26 protein-coding genes and 3 tRNA genes are annotated in these 23,624 nt (G+C 66.9%); 26 read left to right on the top strand and 3 right to left on the bottom strand.

Annotated features, from left to right (window positions below):
• The first annotated feature begins 28 nt into the window (after positions 1 to 28).
• The 7 genes from ACLM5J_RS02020 to ACLM5J_RS01990 all read left to right on the top strand — a co-directional run bounded on the left by ACLM5J_RS02020 (position 29) and on the right by ACLM5J_RS01990 (position 3,874).
• Entirely contained in the window at positions 29 to 1,441 is a 1,413-nt protein-coding gene (locus ACLM5J_RS02020) for an amidase (RefSeq protein WP_413654332.1), read from the top strand.
• Positions 1,442 to 1,504: 63 nt separating this feature from the next.
• Positions 1,505 to 1,577: transfer RNA gene (locus ACLM5J_RS02015), tRNA-Thr, on the top strand.
• A 47-nt stretch (positions 1,578 to 1,624) separates the two neighbouring features.
• A tRNA-Met gene (locus ACLM5J_RS02010) sits at positions 1,625 to 1,698 on the top strand.
• Between the two features lie 58 nt (positions 1,699 to 1,756).
• Entirely contained in the window at positions 1,757 to 1,927 is a 171-nt protein-coding gene (rpmG, locus tag ACLM5J_RS02005) for a 50S ribosomal protein L33 (protein WP_110206760.1), read from the top strand.
• A 135-nt stretch (positions 1,928 to 2,062) separates the two neighbouring features.
• Positions 2,063 to 2,461, top strand: coding sequence for a MaoC family dehydratase N-terminal domain-containing protein (locus ACLM5J_RS02000; RefSeq protein WP_413654331.1), 399 nt, complete (start codon positions 2,063 to 2,065; stop codon positions 2,459 to 2,461).
• Complete coding sequence (locus ACLM5J_RS01995; protein ID WP_413654330.1) at positions 2,461 to 2,847, top strand: MaoC/PaaZ C-terminal domain-containing protein; 387 nt, start codon at positions 2,461 to 2,463, stop codon at positions 2,845 to 2,847. The genes ACLM5J_RS02000 and ACLM5J_RS01995 overlap by 1 nt, the downstream gene beginning before the upstream one ends.
• Complete coding sequence (locus tag ACLM5J_RS01990; RefSeq protein WP_413654329.1) at positions 2,840 to 3,874, top strand: UDP-N-acetylmuramate dehydrogenase; 1,035 nt, start codon at positions 2,840 to 2,842, stop codon at positions 3,872 to 3,874. Before ACLM5J_RS01995 ends, ACLM5J_RS01990 begins: the two co-directional genes overlap by 8 nt.
• A gap of 7 nt (positions 3,875 to 3,881) precedes the next feature.
• Here the strand turns inward: ACLM5J_RS01990 and ACLM5J_RS01985 are convergent, their stop codons facing one another.
• Genes ACLM5J_RS01985 through ACLM5J_RS01975 form a run of 3 tightly spaced genes read right to left on the bottom strand, consistent with a single transcriptional unit; the run spans position 3,882 to position 6,754 of the window.
• The gene (locus ACLM5J_RS01985) at positions 3,882 to 4,325 is read right to left on the bottom strand and encodes a hypothetical protein (protein ID WP_413654328.1); all 444 of its coding nucleotides are present in this window, start codon (positions 4,323 to 4,325) and stop codon (positions 3,882 to 3,884) included.
• A 47-nt stretch (positions 4,326 to 4,372) separates the two neighbouring features.
• Positions 4,373 to 5,395, bottom strand: coding sequence for an adenosine deaminase (locus ACLM5J_RS01980; RefSeq protein WP_413654327.1), 1,023 nt, complete (start codon positions 5,393 to 5,395; stop codon positions 4,373 to 4,375).
• A 57-nt stretch (positions 5,396 to 5,452) separates the two neighbouring features.
• Positions 5,453 to 6,754, bottom strand: a complete 1,302-nt coding sequence (locus ACLM5J_RS01975) for an aminotransferase class I/II-fold pyridoxal phosphate-dependent enzyme (RefSeq protein WP_413654326.1) — start codon at positions 6,752 to 6,754, stop codon at positions 5,453 to 5,455.
• Between the two features lie 166 nt (positions 6,755 to 6,920).
• On the opposite strand from ACLM5J_RS01975, the gene ACLM5J_RS01970 reads away from it, so the two are divergent.
• From ACLM5J_RS01970 to ACLM5J_RS01880, 19 genes are all read left to right on the top strand, one after another.
• Positions 6,921 to 6,993, top strand: a tRNA-Trp gene (locus tag ACLM5J_RS01970).
• Between the two features lie 76 nt (positions 6,994 to 7,069).
• Positions 7,070 to 7,312 carry a preprotein translocase subunit SecE gene (secE, locus tag ACLM5J_RS01965; protein ID WP_413654325.1) on the top strand — a complete coding sequence of 81 codons (243 nt, stop codon included), beginning with the start codon at positions 7,070 to 7,072 and terminating at the stop codon, positions 7,310 to 7,312.
• A 56-nt stretch (positions 7,313 to 7,368) separates the two neighbouring features.
• A complete protein-coding gene (gene nusG / locus ACLM5J_RS01960; protein ID WP_413654324.1) occupies positions 7,369 to 8,193 on the top strand; it encodes a transcription termination/antitermination protein NusG in 825 nt (274 codons plus the stop codon).
• An 85-nt stretch (positions 8,194 to 8,278) separates the two neighbouring features.
• Entirely contained in the window at positions 8,279 to 8,707 is a 429-nt protein-coding gene (rplK, locus tag ACLM5J_RS01955; RefSeq protein ID WP_413654323.1) for a 50S ribosomal protein L11, read from the top strand.
• A 63-nt stretch (positions 8,708 to 8,770) separates the two neighbouring features.
• Positions 8,771 to 9,484 carry a 50S ribosomal protein L1 gene (rplA, locus tag ACLM5J_RS01950; protein ID WP_413654322.1) on the top strand — a complete coding sequence of 238 codons (714 nt, stop codon included), beginning with the start codon at positions 8,771 to 8,773 and terminating at the stop codon, positions 9,482 to 9,484.
• 216 nt (positions 9,485 to 9,700) lie between these two features.
• Positions 9,701 to 10,507, top strand: a complete 807-nt coding sequence (locus ACLM5J_RS01945; protein ID WP_413654321.1) for a hypothetical protein — start codon at positions 9,701 to 9,703, stop codon at positions 10,505 to 10,507.
• 263 nt (positions 10,508 to 10,770) lie between these two features.
• Positions 10,771 to 11,412 (top strand): 50S ribosomal protein L10, encoded by a 642-nt coding sequence (gene rplJ / locus ACLM5J_RS01940; protein WP_413654320.1) that lies wholly within the window; start codon positions 10,771 to 10,773, stop codon positions 11,410 to 11,412.
• A 76-nt stretch (positions 11,413 to 11,488) separates the two neighbouring features.
• A complete protein-coding gene (gene rplL, locus ACLM5J_RS01935) occupies positions 11,489 to 11,875 on the top strand; it encodes a 50S ribosomal protein L7/L12 (RefSeq protein WP_413654319.1) in 387 nt (128 codons plus the stop codon).
• Between the two features lie 272 nt (positions 11,876 to 12,147).
• The gene (locus ACLM5J_RS01930; protein WP_413654318.1) at positions 12,148 to 13,104 is read left to right on the top strand and encodes an ABC transporter ATP-binding protein; all 957 of its coding nucleotides are present in this window, start codon (positions 12,148 to 12,150) and stop codon (positions 13,102 to 13,104) included.
• Between the two features lie 8 nt (positions 13,105 to 13,112).
• Complete coding sequence (locus ACLM5J_RS01925; RefSeq protein ID WP_413654317.1) at positions 13,113 to 13,892, top strand: MlaE family ABC transporter permease; 780 nt, start codon at positions 13,113 to 13,115, stop codon at positions 13,890 to 13,892.
• A complete protein-coding gene (locus ACLM5J_RS01920) occupies positions 13,889 to 14,725 on the top strand; it encodes an MlaE family ABC transporter permease (protein WP_413654316.1) in 837 nt (278 codons plus the stop codon). Before ACLM5J_RS01925 ends, ACLM5J_RS01920 begins: the two co-directional genes overlap by 4 nt.
• Positions 14,726 to 14,727: 2 nt before the next feature.
• Positions 14,728 to 16,008, top strand: a complete 1,281-nt coding sequence (locus ACLM5J_RS01915) for an MCE family protein (RefSeq protein WP_413654315.1) — start codon at positions 14,728 to 14,730, stop codon at positions 16,006 to 16,008.
• Positions 16,005 to 17,051, top strand: a complete 1,047-nt coding sequence (locus tag ACLM5J_RS01910) for an MCE family protein (RefSeq protein ID WP_413654314.1) — start codon at positions 16,005 to 16,007, stop codon at positions 17,049 to 17,051. The genes ACLM5J_RS01915 and ACLM5J_RS01910 overlap by 4 nt, the downstream gene beginning before the upstream one ends.
• Positions 17,048 to 18,022 carry an MCE family protein gene (locus tag ACLM5J_RS01905; RefSeq protein ID WP_413654313.1) on the top strand — a complete coding sequence of 325 codons (975 nt, stop codon included), beginning with the start codon at positions 17,048 to 17,050 and terminating at the stop codon, positions 18,020 to 18,022. The genes ACLM5J_RS01910 and ACLM5J_RS01905 overlap by 4 nt, the downstream gene beginning before the upstream one ends.
• Complete coding sequence (locus ACLM5J_RS01900) at positions 18,022 to 19,128, top strand: MCE family protein (RefSeq protein ID WP_413654312.1); 1,107 nt, start codon at positions 18,022 to 18,024, stop codon at positions 19,126 to 19,128. The genes ACLM5J_RS01905 and ACLM5J_RS01900 overlap by 1 nt, the downstream gene beginning before the upstream one ends.
• On the top strand, positions 19,125 to 20,576 hold the full coding sequence (locus ACLM5J_RS01895) for an MCE family protein (protein WP_413654311.1): 1,452 nt from the start codon (positions 19,125 to 19,127) through the stop codon (positions 20,574 to 20,576). Before ACLM5J_RS01900 ends, ACLM5J_RS01895 begins: the two co-directional genes overlap by 4 nt.
• Entirely contained in the window at positions 20,573 to 21,865 is a 1,293-nt protein-coding gene (locus ACLM5J_RS01890) for an MCE family protein (RefSeq protein WP_413654310.1), read from the top strand. The genes ACLM5J_RS01895 and ACLM5J_RS01890 overlap by 4 nt, the downstream gene beginning before the upstream one ends.
• Positions 21,855 to 22,478, top strand: coding sequence for a hypothetical protein (locus ACLM5J_RS01885; protein ID WP_413654309.1), 624 nt, complete (start codon positions 21,855 to 21,857; stop codon positions 22,476 to 22,478). Before ACLM5J_RS01890 ends, ACLM5J_RS01885 begins: the two co-directional genes overlap by 11 nt.
• On the top strand, positions 22,475 to 23,518 hold the full coding sequence (locus ACLM5J_RS01880) for a J domain-containing protein (RefSeq protein ID WP_413654308.1): 1,044 nt from the start codon (positions 22,475 to 22,477) through the stop codon (positions 23,516 to 23,518). Before ACLM5J_RS01885 ends, ACLM5J_RS01880 begins: the two co-directional genes overlap by 4 nt.
• Positions 23,519 to 23,624 lie beyond the last annotated feature (106 nt).

Below are 23,624 nucleotides of genomic sequence, written 5' to 3'. Positions count from 1 at the left end.
TTGGTGACTCACGGGTAACGTGTGGCACATGTCACCTCTGCATGCATTCGGCGACGACGCTCTGGGTGAGCTCGACGCCGTAGGAATCGTGGAACGCATCCGGTCCGGCGCCGTGTCGTCGAGTGAGGTCGTCGAGGCGGCGATCGCCCGTATCGACGCCGTCGGCGACGAGTTGGGCGCGGTAGCGGTCCGTGCCTACGACGCGGCGCGCGCGGAGGCCGCCGCGCCGCGCCCCGGCTATTTCTCCGGTGTCCCGACCTTGGTCAAGGACAACTCGGACGTCGCGGGTCTGCCCACGCAGCAGGGCGGGGACGCGTGGGTCGGCGCGCCGGCCGAGGCGGACGGCGACTTCGCCCGGATGTACCGAGCCACCGGTCTGGTCGTGTTGGGCAAGTCGCAGCTGTCGGAGTTCGGCTTCAGCGCTTCTGCTGAACACCCGAGGCTGGGCCCGGTGCGCAACCCGTGGAATCTGGAGCACACCGCCGGTGCGTCGTCGTCGGGTGCTGCGGCCCTGGTGGCCGCAGGTGCATTGCCCTTGGCTCACGCCAACGACGGCGGCGGTTCGATCCGGATCCCGGCCGCCGTCAACGGGCTGGTGGGTCTGAAGCCGACCCGGGGGCGCCTCGCGCAGGACAAGATGCTCCGAGAGATGCCGGTGCGGATCGTCGCGGACGGCGTCGTCACCCGAACGGTGCGCGACACCGCCGCGTTCTACCGGGAGGCGGAGAAGGTCTACCGCAACCTCAAGCTTCCGCCGATCGGCGAGATCTCCGGGCCGGGGCGCAGGCGGTTGCGGATCGCCCTGGTCACCGAGTCGGTGGGTCGCGACGCCGCCCCCGAGGTCGCGGAGCTCACGCACGGCGTGGGCAAACTGCTGGAGCAGATGGGGCACCGGGTGGAGGTGGTCGCGCCTCCGGTACCGGACACCTTCGCCGACGACTTCCTGCTCTACTGGTCGCTGCTCAGCCTGTTCAGCGTGCAGATGGGGAAGCGCACCTACGGCCCGACATTCGATGCGAGCAGACTCGACAACCTCACCCTGGGTCTGGCGTCGCACTGTCGCCGGAACCTGCACCGGTTGCCGTTGGCGACTGCCCGGATGGCCGCCTCGAAGCGGACCTCCGCGAAGTTCTTCTCGGGCTACGACGTGGTGCTCACGCCCACGCTGGCCCACTCGACGCCCAAGATCGGCCACCTGGATCCGACCCAGCCGTTCGAGGTGATCATGGACCGCCTGCTCGACTGGGTGGCGTTCACGCCGCTGCAGAACGCCACCGGCGATCCGGCGATCTCGCTGCCGTTGGCGCGCGACGCCCAGGGGATGCCCCTGGGGATGATGTTCGCGGCCAAGCAGGGCAACGAAGCGACCTTGCTGGAGTTGGCTTTCGAGCTCGAGGAGGCCGTCGACTTCGCGCCGATCCAGGCTGGAGACCCCCTCTGAAACCGTGAGTGGACGCCCGATTTTTGCTTTCCGGAAGGCGTGTGTAATGTTCTCTCCTGTTGCGCCCCTTTAGCTCAGTCGGCAGAGCGTCTCCATGGTAAGGAGAAGGTCTACGGTTCGATTCCGTAAAGGGGCTCTGGGTTGGGGCTCAGCCGGTTCGCCGGCTGGGCACCCCGTCCCGGCGGCGGGGTAGCTCAGGTGGTTAGAGCACACGACTCATAATCGTGGTGTCGCGGGTTCGAGTCCCGCCCTCGCTACTCAATATGACGCAACACACCGGACGGTGTGTGGACCAGACTGTGAAGAAGGATTCCCGTGGCCAGCAAGAGCTCTGACGTTCGCCCGAAGATCACGCTCGCGTGCGTCGACTGCAAGGAGCGGAACTACATCACCAAGAAGAACCGTCGGAACGACCCCGACCGTCTTGAGCTGAAGAAGTTCTGCCCGCGTTGCCGCACGCACACTGCGCACCGCGAGACGCGCTGATCGCGCACTAGTACTCCGATCAAGGGCTACACCTGGTACTCCCAGGTGTAGCCCTTGACGCATTTCGCGGCGGGCGAGGCGGGGCCGGTGGAGGCCACGGCTCGCCGGCCCCGGCGCGCTGCTAGCGTTTCGCCTATGCCGATTGACGCTTCCCTGGTGGGTAGGGAGTTCCCGCCCACTGCCCCGTATCCGGTGACCGAGGTCAAGGTCCGCGAGTTCGCGACCGCGATCGGTGCCACCTACAGCGAAGGTGTGGTGCCTCCCACGTTCCCCATCGTCGTCGCCTTCGCGGCGATGAACGACTTCCTGGCGGATGTCGAGGCCGACCTCTTCCGGATCGTGCACGGCGAGCAGCGGTTCGCCTACGAGCGGCCGGTCCGTCCGGGTGACGTGCTGAGCGCCACGCTCACCGTCGACACGCTGCGCCAGATCGGCGGCAACGACATCATCGGCACCTCCAGCCTGATCACCGACGCCGACGGCGCCGTGGTCTGCCGGACGAAGTCGACCCTGATCCACCGCGGAGAAGCCTGATGAGTGACCTCACCCCCCAGCAGTTCACGGTGACCCGCGCCGACCTGGTCCGTTACGCCGGGGCCAGCGGCGACTTCAACCCCATCCACTACTCCGAGCGCGTCGCCACGTCGGTTGGCCTACCGGGGGTGATCGCGCACGGCATGTTCACCCTGGCTCTCGCGGCCCGAGCGGTGGAGGAGTGGGCCGGCGGCCCGGACCGGGTGGTCGAGTTCGGAGCCAAGTTCACCAAGCCGGTGATCGTCCCTGACAACGACGAGGGCGTCGTGATCGATGTCTCCGGCAAGGTCACCGCCGAGGACGACGCGACCCGCTCCTTCTCCGTCTCGGTGACCTGCGACGGCGTCGGCGTGCTCGGGGCGATGAAGGCCGTGGTGCGTGTCTGAGGTGCGCCTCGCTGATCTGACCACCCTGCGGGTCGGGGGACCGGCCCGCAGCTTCGTGCGCGCCGCGACCGAGGACGAGCTGATCGCCGCGGTCGCGGCCGCCGACGACGCCGGTGAGCCGGTGCTGCTGGTGGCAGGCGGGAGCAACCTGCTGGTCGCTGACGAGGGATTCGCAGGCACGGTGATCCAGGTCGCCACCGCCGGTGTCGCGGTCGGCTCCGTCGACGGGCAGGTCGAGGTAGCCGTCCAGGCCGGGGTGATCTGGGACGAGTTCGTGGCCCGGGCCGTCGCCGAGGGTTGGAGCGGGATCGAGGCGCTCTCCGGGATTCCCGGTGCGGTCGGTTCCACCCCGATCCAGAACGTCGGCGCCTACGGCCAGGAGGTCTCGGCGACCATCTCCGAAGTCAAGGTCTGGGACCGGCGGCTCCGCGGCATTCGGCGCTTCACGGGCGAGGAGTGCTCATTCGGTTACCGGCACAGCCGGTTCAAGGCGGACCCGAGCCGGTTCGTGGTGCTCGAGGTCAACTTCCGCCTCGAGAACAGCGAGCTCGGCCAACCGGTCCGCTACGCGGAGCTGGCGCGCACCCTCGGCCTTGAGGTGGGGGAGCGGGCGCCGCTCGCCGACATCCGGGATGCGGTGCTGAGACTGCGCAGCGGCAAGGGGATGGTGCTGGATGCCGCAGACCACGACACCTGGAGTGCTGGTTCGTTCTTCACCAATCCGCTGCTGGCGCCGGAGCAGGCGGCTGCGTTGCCCGACGCGGCTCCGCGCTACGCCCAGCCCGACGGCACCGTGAAGACCAGCGCCGCCTGGCTGATCGAGAACGCCGGATTCGGCAAGGGGTTCGCGCTGACGCCGGATGCGGCCGCCAGCCTCTCCACCAAACACACCCTCGCGCTGACGAACCGCGGCAGCGCCGGTGCCGAGGAGGTCCTGGAGTTGGCACGGGCGGTGCGCGACGGCGTCGAGCGGGCGTTCGGCGTCCGGTTGGTCAACGAGCCGGTGCTGGTGGGCTGCACGCTCTGAGTCGGAGTCAGACCTGCCGCTGGGAGGCCGACAGCGCGAGGAAGAAGAGCACGAGCGCCACGGCAATACCGATGAGGATGGTGCCGATCAGGCCCATCACGTAACCCGCCTTGGCCTCACTCATCCCGCCCAGGGGCTGCGGGCTCTCGTTGATCTCACGAACCACGCGCCTGCCGTAGTACAAGGCGAAGGGGCTGGCCAGCAGCGGAAGGCAGAACGACATGCCGCCGAAGAGTGCAACGATGCCCCAGATCAGCGCGGTGTTGGAGTCCTGGTGGGTCGGCGGCGGCGGTGGGAACGGCGTCGGATAGCCCCAGCCAGGGGGCGGCGCTGCCGGCCACGGCTGTTGGGTGTAGCCGGGCGGCGGGGCCTGCCAGCCGGCGGGCGCCTGTCCCGGAGGGGGTGTCGGCTGCTCCGGGGGGATCGGGCCGTTCTGCGGAGCGTCGTTCATGCGCCGGAGTCTTCCACCTCCGTTGCGCTGGCGCGCATGGTTTCAGCTCAGCTGGCGAGCCAGGCGTCGATGTCGGCCATCGCTGTGGCCACCACGTCGGAGGGGGCGCGTGAGGCACGGAAGCTCATCCGAGCCAGCTCGGCGAGCTGGCCGTCCGAGAGGTCGTGCGCAGCGCGCATCGTGGCGTACTGACCTTCGAGCCGAGAGCCGAAGAGGAGGGGATCGTCGGCGCCCAGAGCGATCGTCGCGCCGCCCTCCAGGAGCTGAGGCAACGGCACCGAGGTGAGGTCGCTGTAGACCCCAAGCGCGACGTTGGAGACCGGGCAGATCTCCAGGGCGATGCCCTGGGTCGCGATCCGCTCCAACAACGCGGGGTCCTCGCCGACCCTGACTCCGTGGCCGAGGCGGTCGGCGTGCAGGTGGTCGAGACACGCACGGATGTTCTCCGGGCCGCGCAGCTCGCCGCCGTGCGGTGCGAGCAACAGGTCGGCGCGGCGCGCGATCTCGAAGGCTCGCCCGAAGTCGGCGGTGTTTCCGCGGCGTTCGTCGTTGGAGAGCCCGAACCCGACCACACCGCGGCCCGCGTACTGGCTGGCGAGGCGGGCCAGAGCGCGGGCGTCGAGCGGGTGCCTGGTCCGGTTGGCGGCGATGATCACCGCGATCTGCAGCCCGGTCCGCTCGGACGCGTCGCGGACGCAGTCCAGGACCAGGTCGGTGAAGGCGGTGACGCCGCCGAAGAGTGCGGCATATCCGCTCGGGTCGACCTGGATCTCGAGCCAACGTCCACCGTCGCGGACGTCGTCCTCAGCGGCTTCCAGCACCAGTCGACGGACGTCGTCGGGGGTGCGCAGTACCGAACGTGCGACGTCGTAGAGGCGTTGGAAGCGGAACCAGCCCTTCTCGTCGGCCGCGGAGAGCTGCGGCGGCCACTCCGAGACCAGAGCGTCCGGGAGCGAGATGCCGTCGCGCGCCGCCAACTCGACCAGGGTCTGGTGCCGCATCGACCCGGTGAAGTGCAGGTGCAGGTGCGCCTTGGGCAAGGTGGCCAGATTCCGTCGAAGTTCACCCACGCCAGAACCGTACCGAATGCGTCGGTGCTCCCCTCGCTCTCGCACCCGCCTACGGCGTTAGCTGGAGAGCTTCTCGGCTGCGGCCAGCAGGACGCAGGTGGCGACGGCGTCCATCGCCTCGGTGACGGCCTCGGGTGCCGGGAAGGTCGGGGCCAGGCGGATGTTGCGGTCGCGCGGGTCCTCGCCCTTCGGGAACGACGAGCCGGCCGGGGTCAGCGCGATCCCGGCCTCCTTGGCCAGTTGTACGACCCGGGCCGCGGTGCCGTCGAGCACATCGAGGCTGACGAAGTAGCCACCGGTGGGCTGGGTCCAGGTCGCGACCTCGAGGCCGCCGAGCCGCTCGGCGAGCACCCGCTCCACCTCGGCGAACTTCGGGGCGATGATCTCGCGGTGCTTGACCATGTGCGCGCGCACGCCTTCGGCCGAACCGAAGAACTGGGCGTGGCGCAGCTGGTTCACCTTGTCCGGGCCGATCGCGCCCTTGCCGAGGTGTCCGGTGTACCACTTCACGGTCTCGACCGAGCCGGCCAGGAAGGCGACGCCGGCACCGGCGTAGGTGATCTTCGAGGTGGAGGCGAACATGATCGGCCGGTGCGGGTGGCCCGCCGCGGCGGCCAGCGACAGGATGTCGGCGCTCTTCGCCTCGTCCTCGGTCAGGTGGTGGAACGCATAGGCGTTGTCCCAGAAGATCTTGAAGTCCGGTGCTGCGGTCGGCATCGAGGCGAGTCGGGCGGCGATCTCCTGCGACACGATGGAGCCACTCGGGTTGGCGTAGGTGGGCACGATCCAGATGCCCTTAATGCTCGGGTCGGAGGCGGCGAGTTCCGCGACGGCGTCGACGTCGGGGCCGTCGTCGTTCATCGGGACGGTGACCATCTCGATGCCGAACCACTCGAGCAGGGTGAAGTGCCGGTCGTAGCCGGGCACCGGGCAGATGAAGGTGACCTTCTCCTCCTGGCCCCAGGGGCGTTCGGAGTCGACGCCGCCCTTGAGCCAGAGGTCGACCAGCACCTCGCGCATCATCACCAGGCTGGAGTTTCCGCCGGCGACGACCTGCTCCGGCTCGACCCAGAGCAGGTCGGCGAACATCTCGCGGATCTCGCGGATGCCTTCGAGGCCGCCGTAGTTGCGGACGTCGACGCCGGCTGCGTCCTTGGTGCTCGTCGGCAACGTGAGCAGGCCGTCGGAGAGGTCGAGCTGCGAACTGGCCGGCTTGCCGCGGGTCAGGTCGAGCTTCAGGTCGAGTGCCTTGAGCGCGTCGTACGCAGTGCGCTGTTCGGTCAAGAAGGCAGCCAACTCATCGGCAGACAGGGCGGAGAGGGGCGCAGGGTTCTGGCTCGGCTCGGTCACGAGACCCATGTTTCCACGTGCGCTCCCCGCGCGGCTACGAGGGGCGGCGCGTGGCTGAAGTGGGGCCCATTTGGACTCTGCCTCCGGCTTCGTCATAGACTCATCCCCTGGTGTTTCTCGCCAAGGTTCAGTCATGCCCACCAGCTACCGGGTTTACTGTTCAGAGAAGCACCGAAGGGCACTAGCTCAACTGGCAGAGCATCGGTCTCCAAAACCGAAGGTTGGGGGTTCAAGTCCCTCGTGCCCTGCAAAGCAATGCAGAACCAGCAATGCAGAAACGTCGAGTGATCGGCGAAGCCGAAGAGTCAGTGGAAGGTGGAGAACGTGTCCAACAGCGACGCGGTTCACGAGTCCGGTGGGAAGCCTGAGCGCACCGGGCCGCTGACTTTCATTCGCCAAGCCATTGCCGAACTGCGTAAGGTCGTCTGGCCGACCCAGGAGCAGCTCACCACCTACTTCATCGTGGTGCTGGTCTTCGTGGTCGTGATGATGGCGATCGTCTCGGTCCTGGACCTGGCCTTCGGTCGCTTGGTCTTCGAGGTCTTCGGCGGAGCCGGAAAGCAGTAGTAACGTCGAACGCGGAGGCACACTGCCTACCGCGTTCGCGGTGACATTTCATCAACATGACGGAGCATCACGTGTCGGAGCAGTACGACGAGGTAGCGGTCGAGCCGGTCCAGGAGGAATCTCCTGTTGACGCCGAGCTGACCGACCAGGACGACGTCGTCGAGTCCGAGTTCGATGGCTCCGAGGTCGAAGACGACCTCGACGAGGACGCCGGCGACGCAGCCGAGGACGACGCGCCCGCAGCCGAGCAGCCCGAGGTGGACCCGCTCGAGGCGTGGCGCAACGAGCTGTGGGCCAAGCCGGGCGAGTGGTACGTCATCCACACCTACTCGGGTATGGAGAAGCGGGTCAAGGCGAACCTTGAGAACCGCGTGATCTCGCTCAACATGGAGGACTACATCCACGAGGTCGTGGTCCCCACCGAGGACGTCGCGGAGATCAAGAACGGTCAGCGCAAGACCGTCAACCGCACCCGTTTCGCCGGTTACGTCCTGGTCCGGATGGACCTCACCGACGAGTCGTGGGCAGCTGTGCGCCACACGCCGTCCGTGACCGGTTTCGTGGGTAACAGCCACCAGCCGGTGCCGCTGACCCTCTCCGAGGTCGAGAACTGGTTGGCCCCGACGGTCGCCGCCGAGGTCGAGGCCGAGGCTGCTGCTTCCGGTGCCGAGACCCACACCGCTGCGCCTGCGCGCAAGACGATCGAGGTCGCTGACTTCGACGTCACCGACTCGGTGATGGTGGTCGACGGTCCGTTCGCCACGCTGCACGCGACGATCACTGAGATCAACGCCGAGGCGCAGAGGGTCAAGGCCCTCGTTGAGATCTTCGGCCGGGAGACTCCGGTCGAGCTGAGCTTCAACCAGATCCAGAAGGTCTGAGGCTCACAGCTTCACCCAGGTGGCAGAGGGTGTCCGCCCTCGAGATGACCACGAAACCGCAAGTCAAAAAGGACCCGATTAGACAATGCCTCCCAAGAAGAAGATTGCTGCCCTGGTCAAGGTGCAGCTGCAGGCTGGCTCCGCCACTCCCGCTCCGCCGGTCGGTACCGCTCTCGGTCCCCACGGCGTGAACATCATGGACTTCTGCAAGGCGTACAACGCCCAGACGGAGTCCATGCGTGGAAACGTGATCCCGGTTGAGATCACCATCTACGAAGACCGCACCTTCACCTTCGTGACCAAGACCCCGCCGGCTGCGGAGCTGATCAAGAAGGCCGCTGGTCTGGCGAAGGGCTCGGCTGTCCCGCACAAGGACAAGGTCGGCAAGCTGACCAAGGACCAGGTGCGCGAGATCGCTCAGACCAAGCTTCCTGACCTGAACGCCAACGACATCGACGCAGCCATGCTGATCGTCGAGGGCACCGCCCGCTCCATGGGCGTTACCACCGACTGAATCCCCGTGGGAGGGCCGCGCTGGCCCGCTAACCACATCTCCGTATCGACTTAAGGAATCTCCATGCAGCGCAGCAAGACCTACCGCGCGGCGGCTGAGACGTTCGACAAGAACGAGCTCTACGCCCCGCTGGCCGCGATCAAGATCGCCAAGGCCGCAAGCAAGAAGAAGTTCAACGAGACCGTGGACGTCGTCATGCGACTCGGTGTCGACCCCCGCAAGGCCGACCAGATGGTCCGTGGCACCGTCAACCTGCCGCACGGCACCGGTAAGACCGCCCGCGTCCTCGTGTTCGCCAACGCTGAGAAGGCAGAGGCCGCCCGCGAGGCCGGCGCTGACTTCGTCGGTGGCGACGAGCTCATCGAGAAGGTCAACGGCGGCTGGCTCGACTTCGACGCCGTGGTTGCCACCCCCGACATGATGGGCAAGGTCGGTCGCCTCGGCCGCGTGCTCGGCCCGCGTTCGCTCATGCCGAACCCGAAGACCGGCACCGTGACCCCGGACGTCGCGAAGGCTGTTGCCGACATCAAGGGCGGCAAGATCGAGTTCCGCGTGGACCGTCACTCGAACCTGCACTTCATCATCGGCAAGGCCTCCTTCTCGGAGACCCAGCTCGCTGAGAACTACGCCGCTGCCCTCGAAGAGGTGCTGCGTCTCAAGCCGGCCAGCTCCAAGGGTCGCTACATCAAGAAGGTCACCGTCTCCACGACGATGGGCCCCGGCGTCCAGGTCGACCCGAACCGCACCCGCAACGTTGCGGGCGAGGACGAGGCCTGACGCAGCCGAGCGTCCGCGAGCTTGCTCGTGTGACCGAGGCAAGGACGGCCAGGTCCCGAAAGGGACGTCGGCCTGAGCTTCTGCTCTGAGAACATCCAGAAGGCCCCGAGCGCCAAGGCGCTCGGGGCCTTCTGCATTTCCCGACGCCGGGCCGCGGAGTACGTGCGGGTAGGGCACGATGCGGGCGCTCACCAACTGCGTGGTTGACTTCGGTTCATGTCTCGTAACATCCCCGCGCGTACCGCCGTCGTCGCCGTCACCGTTGCTGTGTTGGCTGTTGCCCTGCTCCTGGGCCTGACCCTCTGGGGCAAGCACGCCCAGGACGAGCAGGGCGAGGGCGGCGCGATGAAGGTACCCGCCGGCTTCACCGCGATCGATGCGGACAAGATCTTCGAGACCATCGCCGACGCGCAGGCGGACGCCGGCTCGTGGCAGGTGACGACCCTTGCCCAGGTACAGGGCCAGGAGCAGGCCAGCAACGTGGTCCAGGTCGAGCGGCGCGGCGACGTTCAGGCGTTCCGGATCCAGATGCCGAACCCAGCCGGGGGAGTGCTCGAGGGCCTGTGGGACGGAACCACCTTCTTTGAGAAGAACCCGCAGGGCAGCGGCGCCACCACCTGGTACTCCTACCCCGCTGGCACCTTCAACGCTGAGGCGCTGAACCGCCTGTCGACCGACGTCGCCGGCCTCCAGGAGGGGTTCACCACCATTGAGGCGAAGGTCGTCGGCACCGAGGTGATCACCGACCTCCAGGACCGCGAGGTGAAGACCGTGAAGTACCGGGTGATCCTGGAGCCGAGCGAGGACGCGGCTGCCCCGGGTGTGGACCCGACGGTGCAGCGGGTGCAGATCGAACTGTGGCTGGACAGCAAGAACCGCCCGGTGCAGCTGCAGAGCGCGGCCCCGACCTCGGGTAGCGAGACCACCACGTACTACTCCGACTACGGCAAGTCCTTCGACATCCAGGCGCCGAGCGCCGACCAGGTCACCGAGCGCAAGCTGGAGACCCAGGACGCCCAGTAGCGCGTGTGGGGCCGTCGATTTGGAGGTGCGTGGACGGCCCCTTAAGCTTCTTCTCGGAAACCAGAGACCGCCGGTCGTCACGCTGCCCGTCAGTGTGCCGAAGGTCCCCGCAAGGGGCGGCCTGCGCAGGTGCCCAGAGCAAGATCCGAGGATCTATCAACGCCCTGAGCGCATGCGCCAGGGCGTTTTGTCTTGGCCGGGCTTGCCCGATCAAGCGCTGCCGCGGAGGTCTCGAACCAACGAAGTAGTTCGGAAGGAGACCCATGGCACGGCCAGACAAGGCAGCTGCTGTGGCAGAGGTTGTTGAGGCATTCAACAACGCTGCCGGCGCTGTACTGACCGAGTACCGCGGTCTCACCGTTGCGGAGCTGCAGCAGCTGCGGCGCTCGCTCGGCGAGAACGCCAACTACGCCGTGGTCAAGAACACGCTTGCTCAGATTGCCGCCAAGGAAGCGGGAATCGAGGGCTTTGACGAGCTCCTTACCGGCCCCACCGCCATCGCCTTCATCGAAGGTGACGTCGTTGAGGCTGCCAAGGGCCTGCGTGACTTTGCCAAGGCGAACCCCGCCCTTGTCATCAAGGGTGGCGTCCTCGACGGCAACTTCCTTGACGCTTCCGAGATCGCCAAGCTGGCCGATCTTGAGTCGCGCGAGGTGCTTCTGGGCAAGCTGGCCGGCGCACTGCTGGCCTCGCTCTCCCAGGCCGTCTACCTGCTCAACGCCCCGATCTCGCAGGCTGCCCGGCTCGCCGGCGCCCTCGAGGCCAAGGCGCAGCAGGACCCCACGATCCTCGCAGGTGGTGCCGGTGCTCCCGCTCCGGTCGACGCCGCCGAGGAAGCCCCGGCCGAGGAGGCCGCCGAGGAGTCCGCTCCTGAGGCGTCCGAAGCCGAGTCCACCGAAGCCTGATCGGGCCGACGTACCACCTGTAACCCTGGCCCGCGGTTAGTACGCCGCGGGGCCACAAACGGAAGGAAACGCCACCATGGCGAAGCTCAGCACCGCAGAGCTGCTCGACGCGTTCAAGGAAATGACCCTCATCGAGCTCTCCGAGTTCGTTAAGGAGTTCGAGGAGACCTTCGGCGTGACCGCCGCTGCTCCGGTCGCCGTTGCCGCTGCCCCGGCCGCCGGTGGCGCCGGTGAGGCCGCTGCCGAAGAGAAGAGCGACTTCGACGTCGTCCTCGAGGCCGCTGGTGACAAGAAGATCAACGTCATCAAGGAGGTGCGCGGCCTTACCTCCCTCGGTCTGAAGGAGGCCAAGGAGCTCGTCGAGGGTGCGCCCAAGGCGATCCTCGAGGGCGTCGACAAGGCCACGGCCGAGAAGGCGAAGGAAGCCCTCGAAGGCGCCGGCGCCACCGTTTCGGTCAAGTGATTCATCGACGTTCCCGGCTGGTCCCGATCAGCTGAGAGCGTCACGCTTCAGGGCGGTCATCCCACTAGGGGTGGCCGCCCTGCGGCATTTCGTCGTCCCCGGTCAAAGAATTGGAACAGGTTCTGCCAACTACGTGACCGACGTCGCAGAAACCCCGTAACTTTGGCCAGACGCCCGCGTTGACACTCAGGAGTAACTAGCGGGCGGATGGGCTGTGACCTGGGAGGGTTGCTTCGCTGCGCGTCAGCCGAAGTACGACGAAAGAGGGCATCATGGGCGTTGAGATCAAGATCAATGAGCTGACCAAGTCGTTTGGGAAGCAGCTGATCTGGGGTGACGTTTCGCTGACCATCCCGGCCGGTGAGGTCTCGGTCATGCTGGGCCCGTCGGGTACCGGTAAGTCGGTCTTCCTGAAGGCCCTGATCGGCCTGATCAAGCCGGACAAGGGCTCCATCCTGATCGAGGGCACCGACATCGCCTCGTGTTCGGAGAAGGACCTCTACGAGATCCGCAAGCTGTTCGGGGTGCTGTTCCAGGACGGCGCGATGTTCGGCTCGATGAACCTCTACGACAACGTCGCCTTCCCGCTGCGTGAGCACACGAAGAAGAGCGAGTCGGAGATTCGCAACATCGTGATGGAGAAGATGGACCTGGTCGGTCTGATCGGCGCGGAGACGAAGCTCCCCGGTGAGATCTCCGGTGGTATGCGGAAGCGGGCCGGTCTGGCGCGGGCGTTGGTGCTCGACCCCGAGATCCTGCTGATCGATGAGCCGGACTCGGGTCTGGACCCGGTGCGTACGTCCTTCATCAACCAGCTCTTCATCGACCTGAACGCGCAGATCGACGCGACGTTCCTGATCGTGACCCACGACATCAACAGCACCCGGACGGTGCCGGACAACATCGGCCTGCTCTACCACAAGCACCTGGCGATGTTCGGTCCGCGCGAGATGCTGCTGAGCTCGGAGGAGCCGGTGGTGCGTCAGTTCCTGAACGCACAGACCGTGGGCCCGATCGGTATGTCGGAGGAGAAGGACGCCGACGAGCTCGAGGCGGAGAAGGACATGGTCATGCCGCCGCTGCCCCCGATCCCGCTGCAGCTGGAGCCGTCCAGCGGCATTCCGCGCAAGCGGCAGCGTCCGGCCGGTGAATGGTGCCGTCTCAACGGCGTGACGCCGCCCCCCGGATCGTTCGAGTCGGCGAACGCCGGTCTCGCCCCCGGTTCCTGACGCCGTCCATGACGACGACCTCTCGTGTTCTCGCGCCGATCGGGACCGCGGGCAATCTCTTTGCCTTCGGTCTCGACGTCGGCCGCTCGATGTTCCGGCGACCCTTCCAACTGCGCGAGTTCATCCAGCAGGCCTGGTTCATCGCCTCGGTAACGATCATTCCGACCGCGCTGGTCGCGATCCCGTTCGGTGCGGTGATCGCGCTGCAGGTGGGTGGGCTGATCAAGCAGTTCGGGGCGGAGTCGTTCACCGGCTCCGCATCGGTGCTCGCCGTGGTCCGAGAAGCGGGACCGATCGCGACCTCGTTGTTGATCGCGGGCGCCGGCGGTTCGGCGATCGCGGCTGACCTCGGCGCGCGCAAGATCCGCGAAGAGCTCGACGCGATGATGGTGCTGGGGATCGATCCGATCCAACGGCTCGTCGTGCCGCGGGTGCTGGCCTGCATGTTGGTCGCCGTCTTCCTCAACGGTCTGGTCTCCGTCGTCGGTGTCGCCGGAGGTTACTTCTTCAACGTCGTCCTCCAAGACGGCACTCCAGGCGCCTATATAGCCAGCTTCACAGCGCTCGCCCAACTACCAGACCTGTGGCAAGGGATGGCGAAAGCCTTGGTCTTCGGCCTGATCGCAGCGATCGTGGCCTGCTACAAGGGGATGAACGCGGGTGGTGGCCCCAAGGGCGTGGGTGACGCCGTCAACGAGTCCGTGGTGATCACCTTCATGTTGCTGTTCATGGTGAACTTCGTGATGAGCGCGATCTACCTCCAGCTCGTCCCGTCGAAGACAGGGTGAGCCCAGTGGCGAATTTGAAGTCGGTCGTGGACCGACCCGCGAAGCTGCTCGACACGCTGGGCTCCCAACTGGCGTTCTACCTGCGTGCGTTGGCCTGGACCCCGCGCACGATCCGGCGGTACAAGAAGGAGGTCCTGCGGATCCTCGCCGAGGTGACCCTGGGCTCCGGTTCGCTGGCCGTGATCGGCGGCACCGTCGGCGTGATCACGGCGATGTGCTTCTTCACCGGTACCGAGGTGGGTCTGCAGGGCTACGCCGCGCTGAACCAGATCGGCACCGCCGCCTTCTCCGGCTTCGTCTCCGCCTACTTCAACACCCGCGAGATCGCCCCGCTGGTCGCGGGCATCGCATTGGCGGCGACCGTGGGCTGCGGCTTCACCGCACAGCTCGGGGCGATGCGGATCTCCGAGGAGATCGACGCCCTCGAAGTGATGGCGATCCCGTCGCTCCCGTTCCTGGTCACCACCCGGATCATCGGCGGCCTGATCGCGGTCGTTCCGCTCTACATCGTCGGTCTGCTCGCCTCCTACTTCGCGACCCGGCTAACCGTCACCACCTTCTTCGGCCAGAGCGCCGGTACCTACGACCACTACTTCAACCAGTTCCTCCCGCCGGGTGACGTGCTCTGGTCGTTCGGCAAGGTGCTGGTCTTCGCAGTCGTGGTGATCCTGATCCACTGCTACCACGGCTACAACGCCAGCGGTGGTCCGGCGGGCGTCGGCGTCGCGGTGGGCCGCGCGGTCCGTACCTCGATCGTGGCCATCAACGTGATCGACCTCTTCTTGTCGATGGCGATCTGGGGCACCAGCACCACAGTCAGATTGGCGGGCTAGCGATGAACAAGGTCCTGGCTCAACACAAGGTGATCGGCCTCGTCTTCCTGGCGCTGATCCTGACCGGCATCTGGTTCACCGGTGCGATCTTCAGCAAGAAGTTCGTCGACTACGACGAGGTCACCCTGGAGGCCTCGAACGTCGGTCTGGCGCTGCCCTCGCGGGCCGACGTCAAGATCCGCGGCGTGATCGTGGGGGAGGTACTGGAGACCAAGAACGTGCGCGGGCGCGCCGAGCTGGTCCTCGGGCTCTACCCGGAGAAGATCGACACGATCCCGGAGAACGTCACCGCACGGATCGAGCCGAAGACCCTCTTCGGCGAGAAGTACGTCGCGCTCCAGGTCCCGGCGCAGCCGTCGACGCGCGCGATCCGGGCCGGTGGGCGGATCACCCAGACCGTGCTGAGCACCGAGGTCGAGGAAGCCCTCAACGACCTGTACCCCCTGCTACGTACGGTCTCGCCCGGCGACCTCAACAAGACCCTGACCGCGCTGGCCACGGCGCTGGAAGGCCGCGGCGAGGCTCTCGGCGGCAACCTCGAGGTGCTCGACAACTACCTGAAGCGGATGAACCCCCAGCTCCCGAAGCTGGTCGAGGACATCAAGCTCACCGGGCAGGTCTCGGACGTCTACAACGACGTGATCCCGGAGATCGCCTCCATCCTGCGCAACTCGATCCTGACCGGGAAGACCCTGACCACGAAGGAGAAGGAGCTCACCCGGTTGTTCCGCGACGTCTCCAAGTTCTCCGGTGTGACCGGAGCCTTCCTGGCCAAGAACGAGGAGAACCTGGTCCGCGTCGCCGACCTCGGCGCACAGCAACTGCGGGTCCTGGCCAAGTACTCGCCGAGCTTCCCGTGCCTGGTCAAGGGCATCGTCGGTGCCGGGGCGGGGCAGGCCGAGGCCTTCCGCGGCCAGACCTTGCACATCAACCTCGAAGTCGTTCCGAACCAGCCGCGCAAGTACGGACCGCAGGACAAGCCGCGGTTCGGCGCCAAGAACGGGCCCTACTGCGGCACCTTGCCGAACGTGCCGTACAACCAGGCGAACCCGTACCGGAACCCGCCGAACTTCGACGACGGCGTCGACGAGCCGACCGGCAAGGGCATCATGCGTACGCTGCCCGGCTTCGATGTCAGCACCACCGCCGGCGGTGCGGCCGAGGCCGCGCTGGCCCGCGGTCTGCTGGCCGCGCAGTTGGGGGAGCCCAGCAGTGAGGTCTCCGACCTCGGGGTGCTGCTCTACGCGCCGCTGCTGCGCGGCACGGAGGTGAGCGTCAAGTGATCGGGCTCGACAAGAAGACCAGCGCAGATCTGGTCAAGCTGATCATCTTCGTGATCGTCACGATGCTGGCCACCAGCGTCTTGGTCGTGATCATCGGCAACCTCGGTGGTGGCAGTTCGCGGAACTTCCGCGCGGACTTCGTCGACGCCACCGGTGTGGTCAAGGGCGACGACGTCCGGATCGCCGGCGTCAAGGTCGGCACCGTCAAGGACGTCGAGATCGTCGACCGGACCCGGGCTCGGGTCACCTTCTCGGTCGAGGACCACGCGGCAGTCACCGACGACACGCATGTCGCGATCCGGTACCGCAACCTGGTCGGCCAGCGGTACCTCTCGCTGACCCAGCGCGGCGACGGCGGCGGCAACCTCAAGGAGGAGACGGTGATCCCGGTCGCCAAGACCTCCCCGGCCCTCGACCTCACGGTGCTGTTCAACGGCTTCAAGCCGCTCTTCCAGGCGCTTTCGCCGCAAGACCTCAACCAGCTCTCCTACGAGGTGATCCAGGTCTTCCAGAACGAGGGCGGCACCGTCGAGGGGCTGCTCGGCCACACCGCGGAGGTCACCCAGACCCTCGCTGCGCGTGACCAGGTGATCGGTGACCTGATCGTCAACCTCAACGACGTGCTGGTCACCATCGGCGACCGCGACGACGAACTCTCCACTCTGATCGTCAACCTCAAGACCCTGGTCTCGGGGCTCCGCGACGACCGCCAGGAGATCCTCGGGTCGCTCGACAACATCTCCGAGTTGTCGGAGCAGACCGCCGACCTGGTCGACGGCGTCCGCGAACCGTTCGTCAACGACGTCAAGGCGCTGCGCAAGTTCGCCGGCAACCTGAGCAAGGGCCGGGCGGAGATCGACCGGGCGTTGCAGGTGCTGCCGATCAAGCTGACCAAGATCGGGCGCACCGCCACCTACGGTTCGTGGTTCAACTTCTTCCTCTGCTCGGTGGAGGGCCAGGTCAAGGTCGGGCCGCTGCCTGCGCTCACCGTCAACTACCCACCGACGGAATCGCTGACTCCGAAGAGGTGTTTCCTTTCATGAGTAAGCCATTTCGTGAGCGCAACCCCGTCGTGATCGGCGCGATCAGCATCGCCGTCCTCGCGGCGCTGATGCTGGCCGCCTTCCGGGCCGGTGACCTGCCGTTGATCGGTGGGGGCGACACCTACCACGCCGCCTTCGCCGAGGCCGGTGGCCTGAAGTCCGGCGATGAGGTCCGGATCGCCGGCGTCCGCGTCGGCAAGGTCGAGAAGGTGGCCCTGGACGGCGACCACGTCCAAGTCACCTTCCGGATCGAGAAGGACGCCGCGTTCGGAGCGGACTCCGCTGCCTCGATCAAGGTCAAGACCCTGCTGGGCGCCATGTTCCTGGCCATCGAGCCGCGCGGCTCGGGGCAGATGAAGGAGGGCACCGAGATCCCGGTCGAGCGGACGTCGTCGCCCTACAACGTGGTCGACGCCTTCACCGGGCTCGCCGAGACGTCGGAGGACATCGACGTCGAGCAGCTCAAGACGTCGCTGGCCACGTTGACCGACCTCGCTGCGAACACCCCCGAGGAGTTCCAGGCCGCGCTCAAGGGTGTCTCGGCGCTGTCGCAGAACCTGGCGGCCCGCGACGAGCAGATCAACACCCTGCTCAAGAACCTGCGCAAGGTCTCCGGCGTGCTGGGCGACCGCGACGCTGACATCGTCACGCTGATGAAGGACGCCGACGTCCTCTTCAAGGCGCTCGTCGGACGTCGCGACGCGATCCACAAGCTGCTGGTCTCGACGTCGAAGATGTCGCAGGAGCTCACCGCTCTGGTCCGCGACTCCAAGGCCGACCTGAAGCCGGCGCTGACCAACCTCGACACCGTCGTCCGGGTGCTGCTCAAGAACCAGGACAACCTCGACGAGTCGCTCCGCCTGATGGCCCCGTTCTATCGAGTCTTCGCCAACACCCTGGGCAACGGTCCGTGGTTCGACACCTGGATCACGAACATGCCGCCGCCCCCGCAGATCGGAGGTGGTCGGTGATGAAGCGGTTGATCATCCCGGGCCTGATCGTGGCGCTGCTGATCGCGGCCGCGTTCACCATGTTCGGTGGCGACGAGCGTAAGTACGTGACGGCGTCGTTCCCGCGGACGGTGGCGATCTACGAGGGCTCCGAGGTCCGGGTCCTGGGCGTCGGCGTCGGGCAGGTCGAGTCGGTGGAGCCGCAAGGCACCAGCGTCAAGGTGAAGATGTCCTACGACGCCTCGGTGAACCTGCCGGCCGATGCGCAGGCGGTGATCGTCTCGCCGAGCGTGGTCGGTGACCGCTTCGTCCAGCTGACCCCGGTCTACAAGGGCGGCGAGAAGCTGAAGGACAACGGCGTCATCAAGGAGACCAGCATGCCGCTGGAGCTCGACGAGATCTACGGCAGCATCGACGACCTGGTCGTCGCGCTGGGCCCGGAGGGCGCCAACAGCGACGGTGCCTTGACCCAGCTGCTCGAGGTCACCGCCGAGAACTTCAAGGGCCAAGGTGCCAAGGTCAACAGCACGATCAAGGACCTGGGCAAGCTGACCGGCACTCTGGAGAACAACAAGGACGAACTGTTCGGCGCGGCCGAGGAGCTGGAGGGCTTCATCAGCACGCTGGCCGACAACGACCAGCTCGTCCGCGACTTCAGCTCCTCGATGAGCGAGGTCTCCAAGCTGCTCTCCGGCGAACGTGAAGAACTCTCCGCCTCGCTGAGCAACATCAGCCAGGCGTTGGGCCAGGTCAACTCGTTCGTCAAGGACAACGAGGCCCTGCTGGGCAAGAACATCAAGGGTCTGAACCGGATCTCCAAGACGCTGGTGAAGCGGCGCGGTGAGCTGGACGAGATCCTCCGGATCGGGCCGTTGGCGCTGAACAACCTGGCGCTGACCTACAACCCGCAGTCGGCGACCCTGGACACCTCGGCGAACCTGGAGAACCTGGCCCACATGGTGGTCAGCAACCCGTCGCTGATCCTCTGCTCGATCGTCGGCACCGCCGACCCGACCGGGGTCACCTGTGGCCTGATCGAGACCCTGCTCGGGGGCCTCAAGCGAGCCGGTACGCCGGAGCGCCTGGCTGACCCCTCACTCGACTCTCTGCTGGGGGTGGCCCGATGAGCACGGTGCGACGTTTCACCCCGACCGTCAGCGGTCTGCGGATGGCTCTGCTGGCCGGTCTGGTGCTGACCCTGACCTCCTGTGGTTTCAGCGTCTACAAGATGCCGCTGCCCGGTGGGGCCGACGTCGGCAGCGACCCGATCAAGGTCACCGTCACCTTCCCCGACGTGCTCGACCTGGTGCCGCAGTCGACCGTCAAGGTCAACGACATCACGGTCGGCAAGGTCAGCGACGTCAAGTTGGTGGGCTACCAGGCAGAGGTCGAGCTGACCCTGCGCAAGGACGTCGACCTGCCCGACAACGCCGAGGCGGAGATCCGCCAGACCTCGCTGCTGGGCGAGAAGTTCGTCTCGCTCAACGCGCCTGCCGACCCGACGTCGGACCGGCTCGGCAACGGCGACCGGATCGGCGTGAAGCGGACCAACCGCAACCCCGAGGTGGAGGAGGTGCTGAGCGCGCTCAGCCTGGTCCTCAACGGTGGTGGCGTCGCCCAACTCAAGGTGATCAGCAGCGAGCTCAACAAGGCACTCGAAGGCCGGGAAGGCAGCGCTCGTTCGGTGCTGACCCAGCTGGAGACCTTCATGGGCGAGCTAAACAAGAACAAGCACAACATCGTCACCGCGATCGAACGGCTCAACGATCTTTCGGTCAGCGCCAACAAGCAACGCGACACGATCAACGCCGCTCTCGACGAGCTGCCGGCCGCGGTCGAGTCGTTGGACGCGCAGCGTGGTGACCTGGTCAAGATGCTCCAGGCGTTGAGCAAGCTCGGCAACACCGGTACCCGGGTGATCAAGGTGTCGAAGGCCGGCACCATCGATGCCCTGACCCAGCTCCAGCCTGTGCTCAGCCAGTTGGCGGCCAGCGGCGACAGCTTCGCCGAGGCGTTCCACGTCTTCCTGACCTATCCCTTCGTGGACGAGGCCGTCGGCCGCGACCCGGAGATGGCGAAGAGCCTGCACATGGGCGACTTCGTGAACCTCTCGATCAAGCTGGACGTCCGGCTGCTCGACACCACGGGCAACGGCATCCTGCCCACCCTGTTGCCGACCGAGATCGACCCCGGGCACGTGGTCAACGACGTGCTCAGCTGCCTGAGCGCGGGCAACCTGAGCGCCCCGGCCTGTAAGCGGGTGCTCGCGGTGCCGACCAATCTGCTGCAGCTGCTCTCGCTCTGTGCCCAGGAGAAGAACCAGGACAAGGCGGTCTGTGGGCTACTCGCTCCGATCCTCCGTCCCGGTCAGGCCGGTGGCCTGCTGCCGATGCCGAAGCAGGCACCTGGCCAGGGTTCGGGCGACGCCGGCTCCGAGGACGCCGTCAAGAGCCTGCTCGGCTCGCTCGGTCTGGGCCGTGCCGGCCGGCCCGAGCTCGAGGTGAAGGTCGGTGACCTCGGGGCTGAGTACGACCCGACGCTGGCCGGACTGATGCTGCGAGGAGTGGCCCAATGATCACCCGACGCACCCGCATCCAGCTGACCATCTTCGCGTTGATCACGGTGATCGGCGTCGCCTTCGTCGGCGCGCGCTATGCACGTCTCGACAGGCTCTTCCTGGACACCTCGTACACCGTGGTGGCGCACTTCCCGGACTCGGGCGGCATCTTCGAAGGTGCTGGCGTCACCTACCGGGGCACCACGATCGGTCGGGTGGGTGAGATGGAGCTGACCGACGACGGCGTCGATGTCCACCTGGAGATCGACAACAAGTGGGACAAGATCCCCGCCGACACCATCGCCGAGGTGGCGAACCGGTCCGCGGTCGGCGAGCAGTACGTCGACCTGCAGCCGAACGTCAGCAAGGGCCCCTACCTGCGCAACAACGCGGAGATCGACGAGCCGAACACTCGGATCCCGATCCCGGCCGCGAAGCTGATCGCGGATGTGGCGACGACGGCGGGCTCGGTCGACCGCGACGCGCTACGGACCGTTGTCGAGGAGCTCGGCCTCGCCTTCGACGGCACCGGGGAGGACCTCGGCCAGATCATCGACACCTCGAACGCGTTCATCGAGACGGCGGACGCCAACTTCGACCTGACCACGTCGCTGATCCGTGACTCCAACAAGGTGTTGGGCACCCAGCTGGACCTGGCGCAGTCGATCAAGAGCTTCGCCACCAACCTGGATCTGTTCACCACAACCTTGGCCGGCTCCGACAAGGACCTGCGGACGATCATCGACACGGGTTCGGAGACCGCGAACACGCTGCGGCGGTTCATCGAGGAGAACGACATCGATCTGACCTCGCTGCTCAACAACCTGCGCACCACCAGCGAGGTGGTGGTCAAGCGGTTGGACGGCGTCGAGCACCTGTTGGCGATCTACCCGTACGTGGTCGAGGCCGGGATGACGGTGGTCTCCAAGGACCCGGAGACCGGTCTGCGCGACGCCCACTTCGGCCTGATCCTGACCCCGCACCAGCTCTGCCACAAGGGCTACGAGGGCACCGATCAACGTAACCCGGCCAACGGCGAATGGCGCGATCTCAACACCGACGCTCGATGCAGCGACCCGAACGCCACCCCGCGTGGCGCGGCCGCAGCTCCGAAGCGGGCACCGGCGAACTACCGGGCTCCCGTCGTGGCGACGCTCGACGACGACCAACTGGTCTGGGCCCCCGGCGTGGACGGCAAGCGTGCGGCGAACTCTGCCGGTAGCGTGAGCACCTCGCGGGGCGCAGCGACGTGGGAGTGGTTGCTGCTCCGGACCAGCGGAGGGGCGAAGGCGGAGAGTGTTGGTTGATGAGGGTTCGGGGACCGGTCTGCGGTCACCGTTGCTGACGCGTGTCCTGGCCGGAGTACTCGGCCTGCTGCTGGTCGCCTCGGTGGTCTGGCTGGTGGTCGCCGCACGCGACGCCTCCGACGACTCCGAGTCGCCGCAGCAGGGCCGCGACGCGGTGATGGTTGCGGCTCGTGCCTACACCCTCGCCGCCTCCAACTACTCGCCCGACGACCTCGACGACAGCAAGCAGCTGACCGGCTACCGTGACCGGGTCGCCCCGCTGATCACCGCGAGCTACAAGCCGGCGCTCGACGCCTGGTTGGCGCGGTACACCGATCTCGTCGTGCAGGGGCTCCGGGTGGAGACCGTGGTCGACCGGGTCGGCGTCGAGGAGATGGACTCCGACTCGGCCAGCGTCCTGGTCGGTGGCTCCTCGGTGAGCAGCCTGGAGAAGCAGGTCCTGGAGGACAGCGGCTTCACCAAGCGGCTCCGCCTGGTCAAGGTGGGTGGTCGCTGGCTCGTCAACGACGACCCGGAGGACCTCGCCGTGGCTGCCGGCCAGCCGGGGACCCCGCAGGGGACGCCGAGCGCTGAGCCCACCGAGACCCCGAACTCGAAGGGGACGCAGGAGTGAGCGCCAGCTGGTACGACGTCCTGGGTGTCTCCCGCGACGCCTCCACCGAACAGATCCGCGACGCCTGGCGTGACGCGATCGCCGACTTCGACCCCACCGATCGCCGGTTCGGGCTCTACAACGACGCTGCCAAGGTCCTCCTGGACGCCGAGGCCCGCGCCGCCTATGACCTGACCCTCCCGGAGCCAGAGCCAGAGCCAGAGCCAGAGCCGGAGCCGGAGCCAGAGCCGGAGCCGGAGTCGGAGTCGGTGGCAGCGTCGGATTCCGCGGTAGTAGCGGACGACGCGCCGGACGACGACGAACTGGCCGATGACGACCTCGACGACGTCGAGGAGGACGACGACGACTTCGACGACGAGCTCGAGGAGATCGACCCGAACGCACCGGACCGACGGGAGCGGGCGAGCGGGGTGCCGCCGGTCGTCGATCCTGCGGGGGCGACGCGGCAGCGTCCGGTGCCGGCCTGGCTGCTGATCGCGTTGGCGTTGGCCACGCTGGTCTGCGCCGGGGTCGCCGGTTACTTCCAGTTCGCCAGCAACGACTCCGACGACGTCGAGGAGTCGATCGCGGAGGCTCGGACCGCCGCGTCCGAGCACTTCGGCGACGTGCTCACCTACCGCTGGGACGACCTGGAGGGGGCCCGCAAGCGGGCCGCCGCGATCCTCACCCCGAGCTACTACGAGAGCAGCTTCGCCAAGACCTGGAGCCTGGTCCAAGCCAGTGCCAAGGAGGTCAAGGCGGTGGTGACCACCACCGTACTGGCGACCGGAGTGGTCCGAGCCTCAGACGACGGGCAGCGGGTCGAACTGGTCGCTGTGTTACGCAATGAAGCCAGCAACGCATCGGGGGACAAGGGCACCGGGTTCATCATGGTCGGGCTGACCATGGTGGAGAAGAGCGGCAGTTGGCTCGTCGACGACATCACCGGCATCGAGAGCAACGACTCCGGCTCCGAAGGCCAGGACGGCGCCTCTGAGCAGGGTGGCGCGACGCCGCCTGCCACGCCGGGCGCGGACCCGCAGAGCTCGCCCGCCGAATGAGCTGATCGCACCGCCCAGCACGGGAAAGTTCTCCCGTGCTGGGGGTGGCGGCTTGACCTCGATGGGCTTCACGGTTCATCATCATCGGGCAGCAGCGCATCGATCT

It is taken from the genome of Nocardioides sp. Bht2 (genome assembly GCF_047308515.1).
Taxonomy (GTDB): Bacteria; Actinomycetota; Actinomycetes; order Propionibacteriales; family Nocardioidaceae; genus Nocardioides.
The sequence above is the reverse complement of the archived record's forward strand: the minus strand, read 5'-3'. Positions and strand labels throughout refer to the sequence as shown.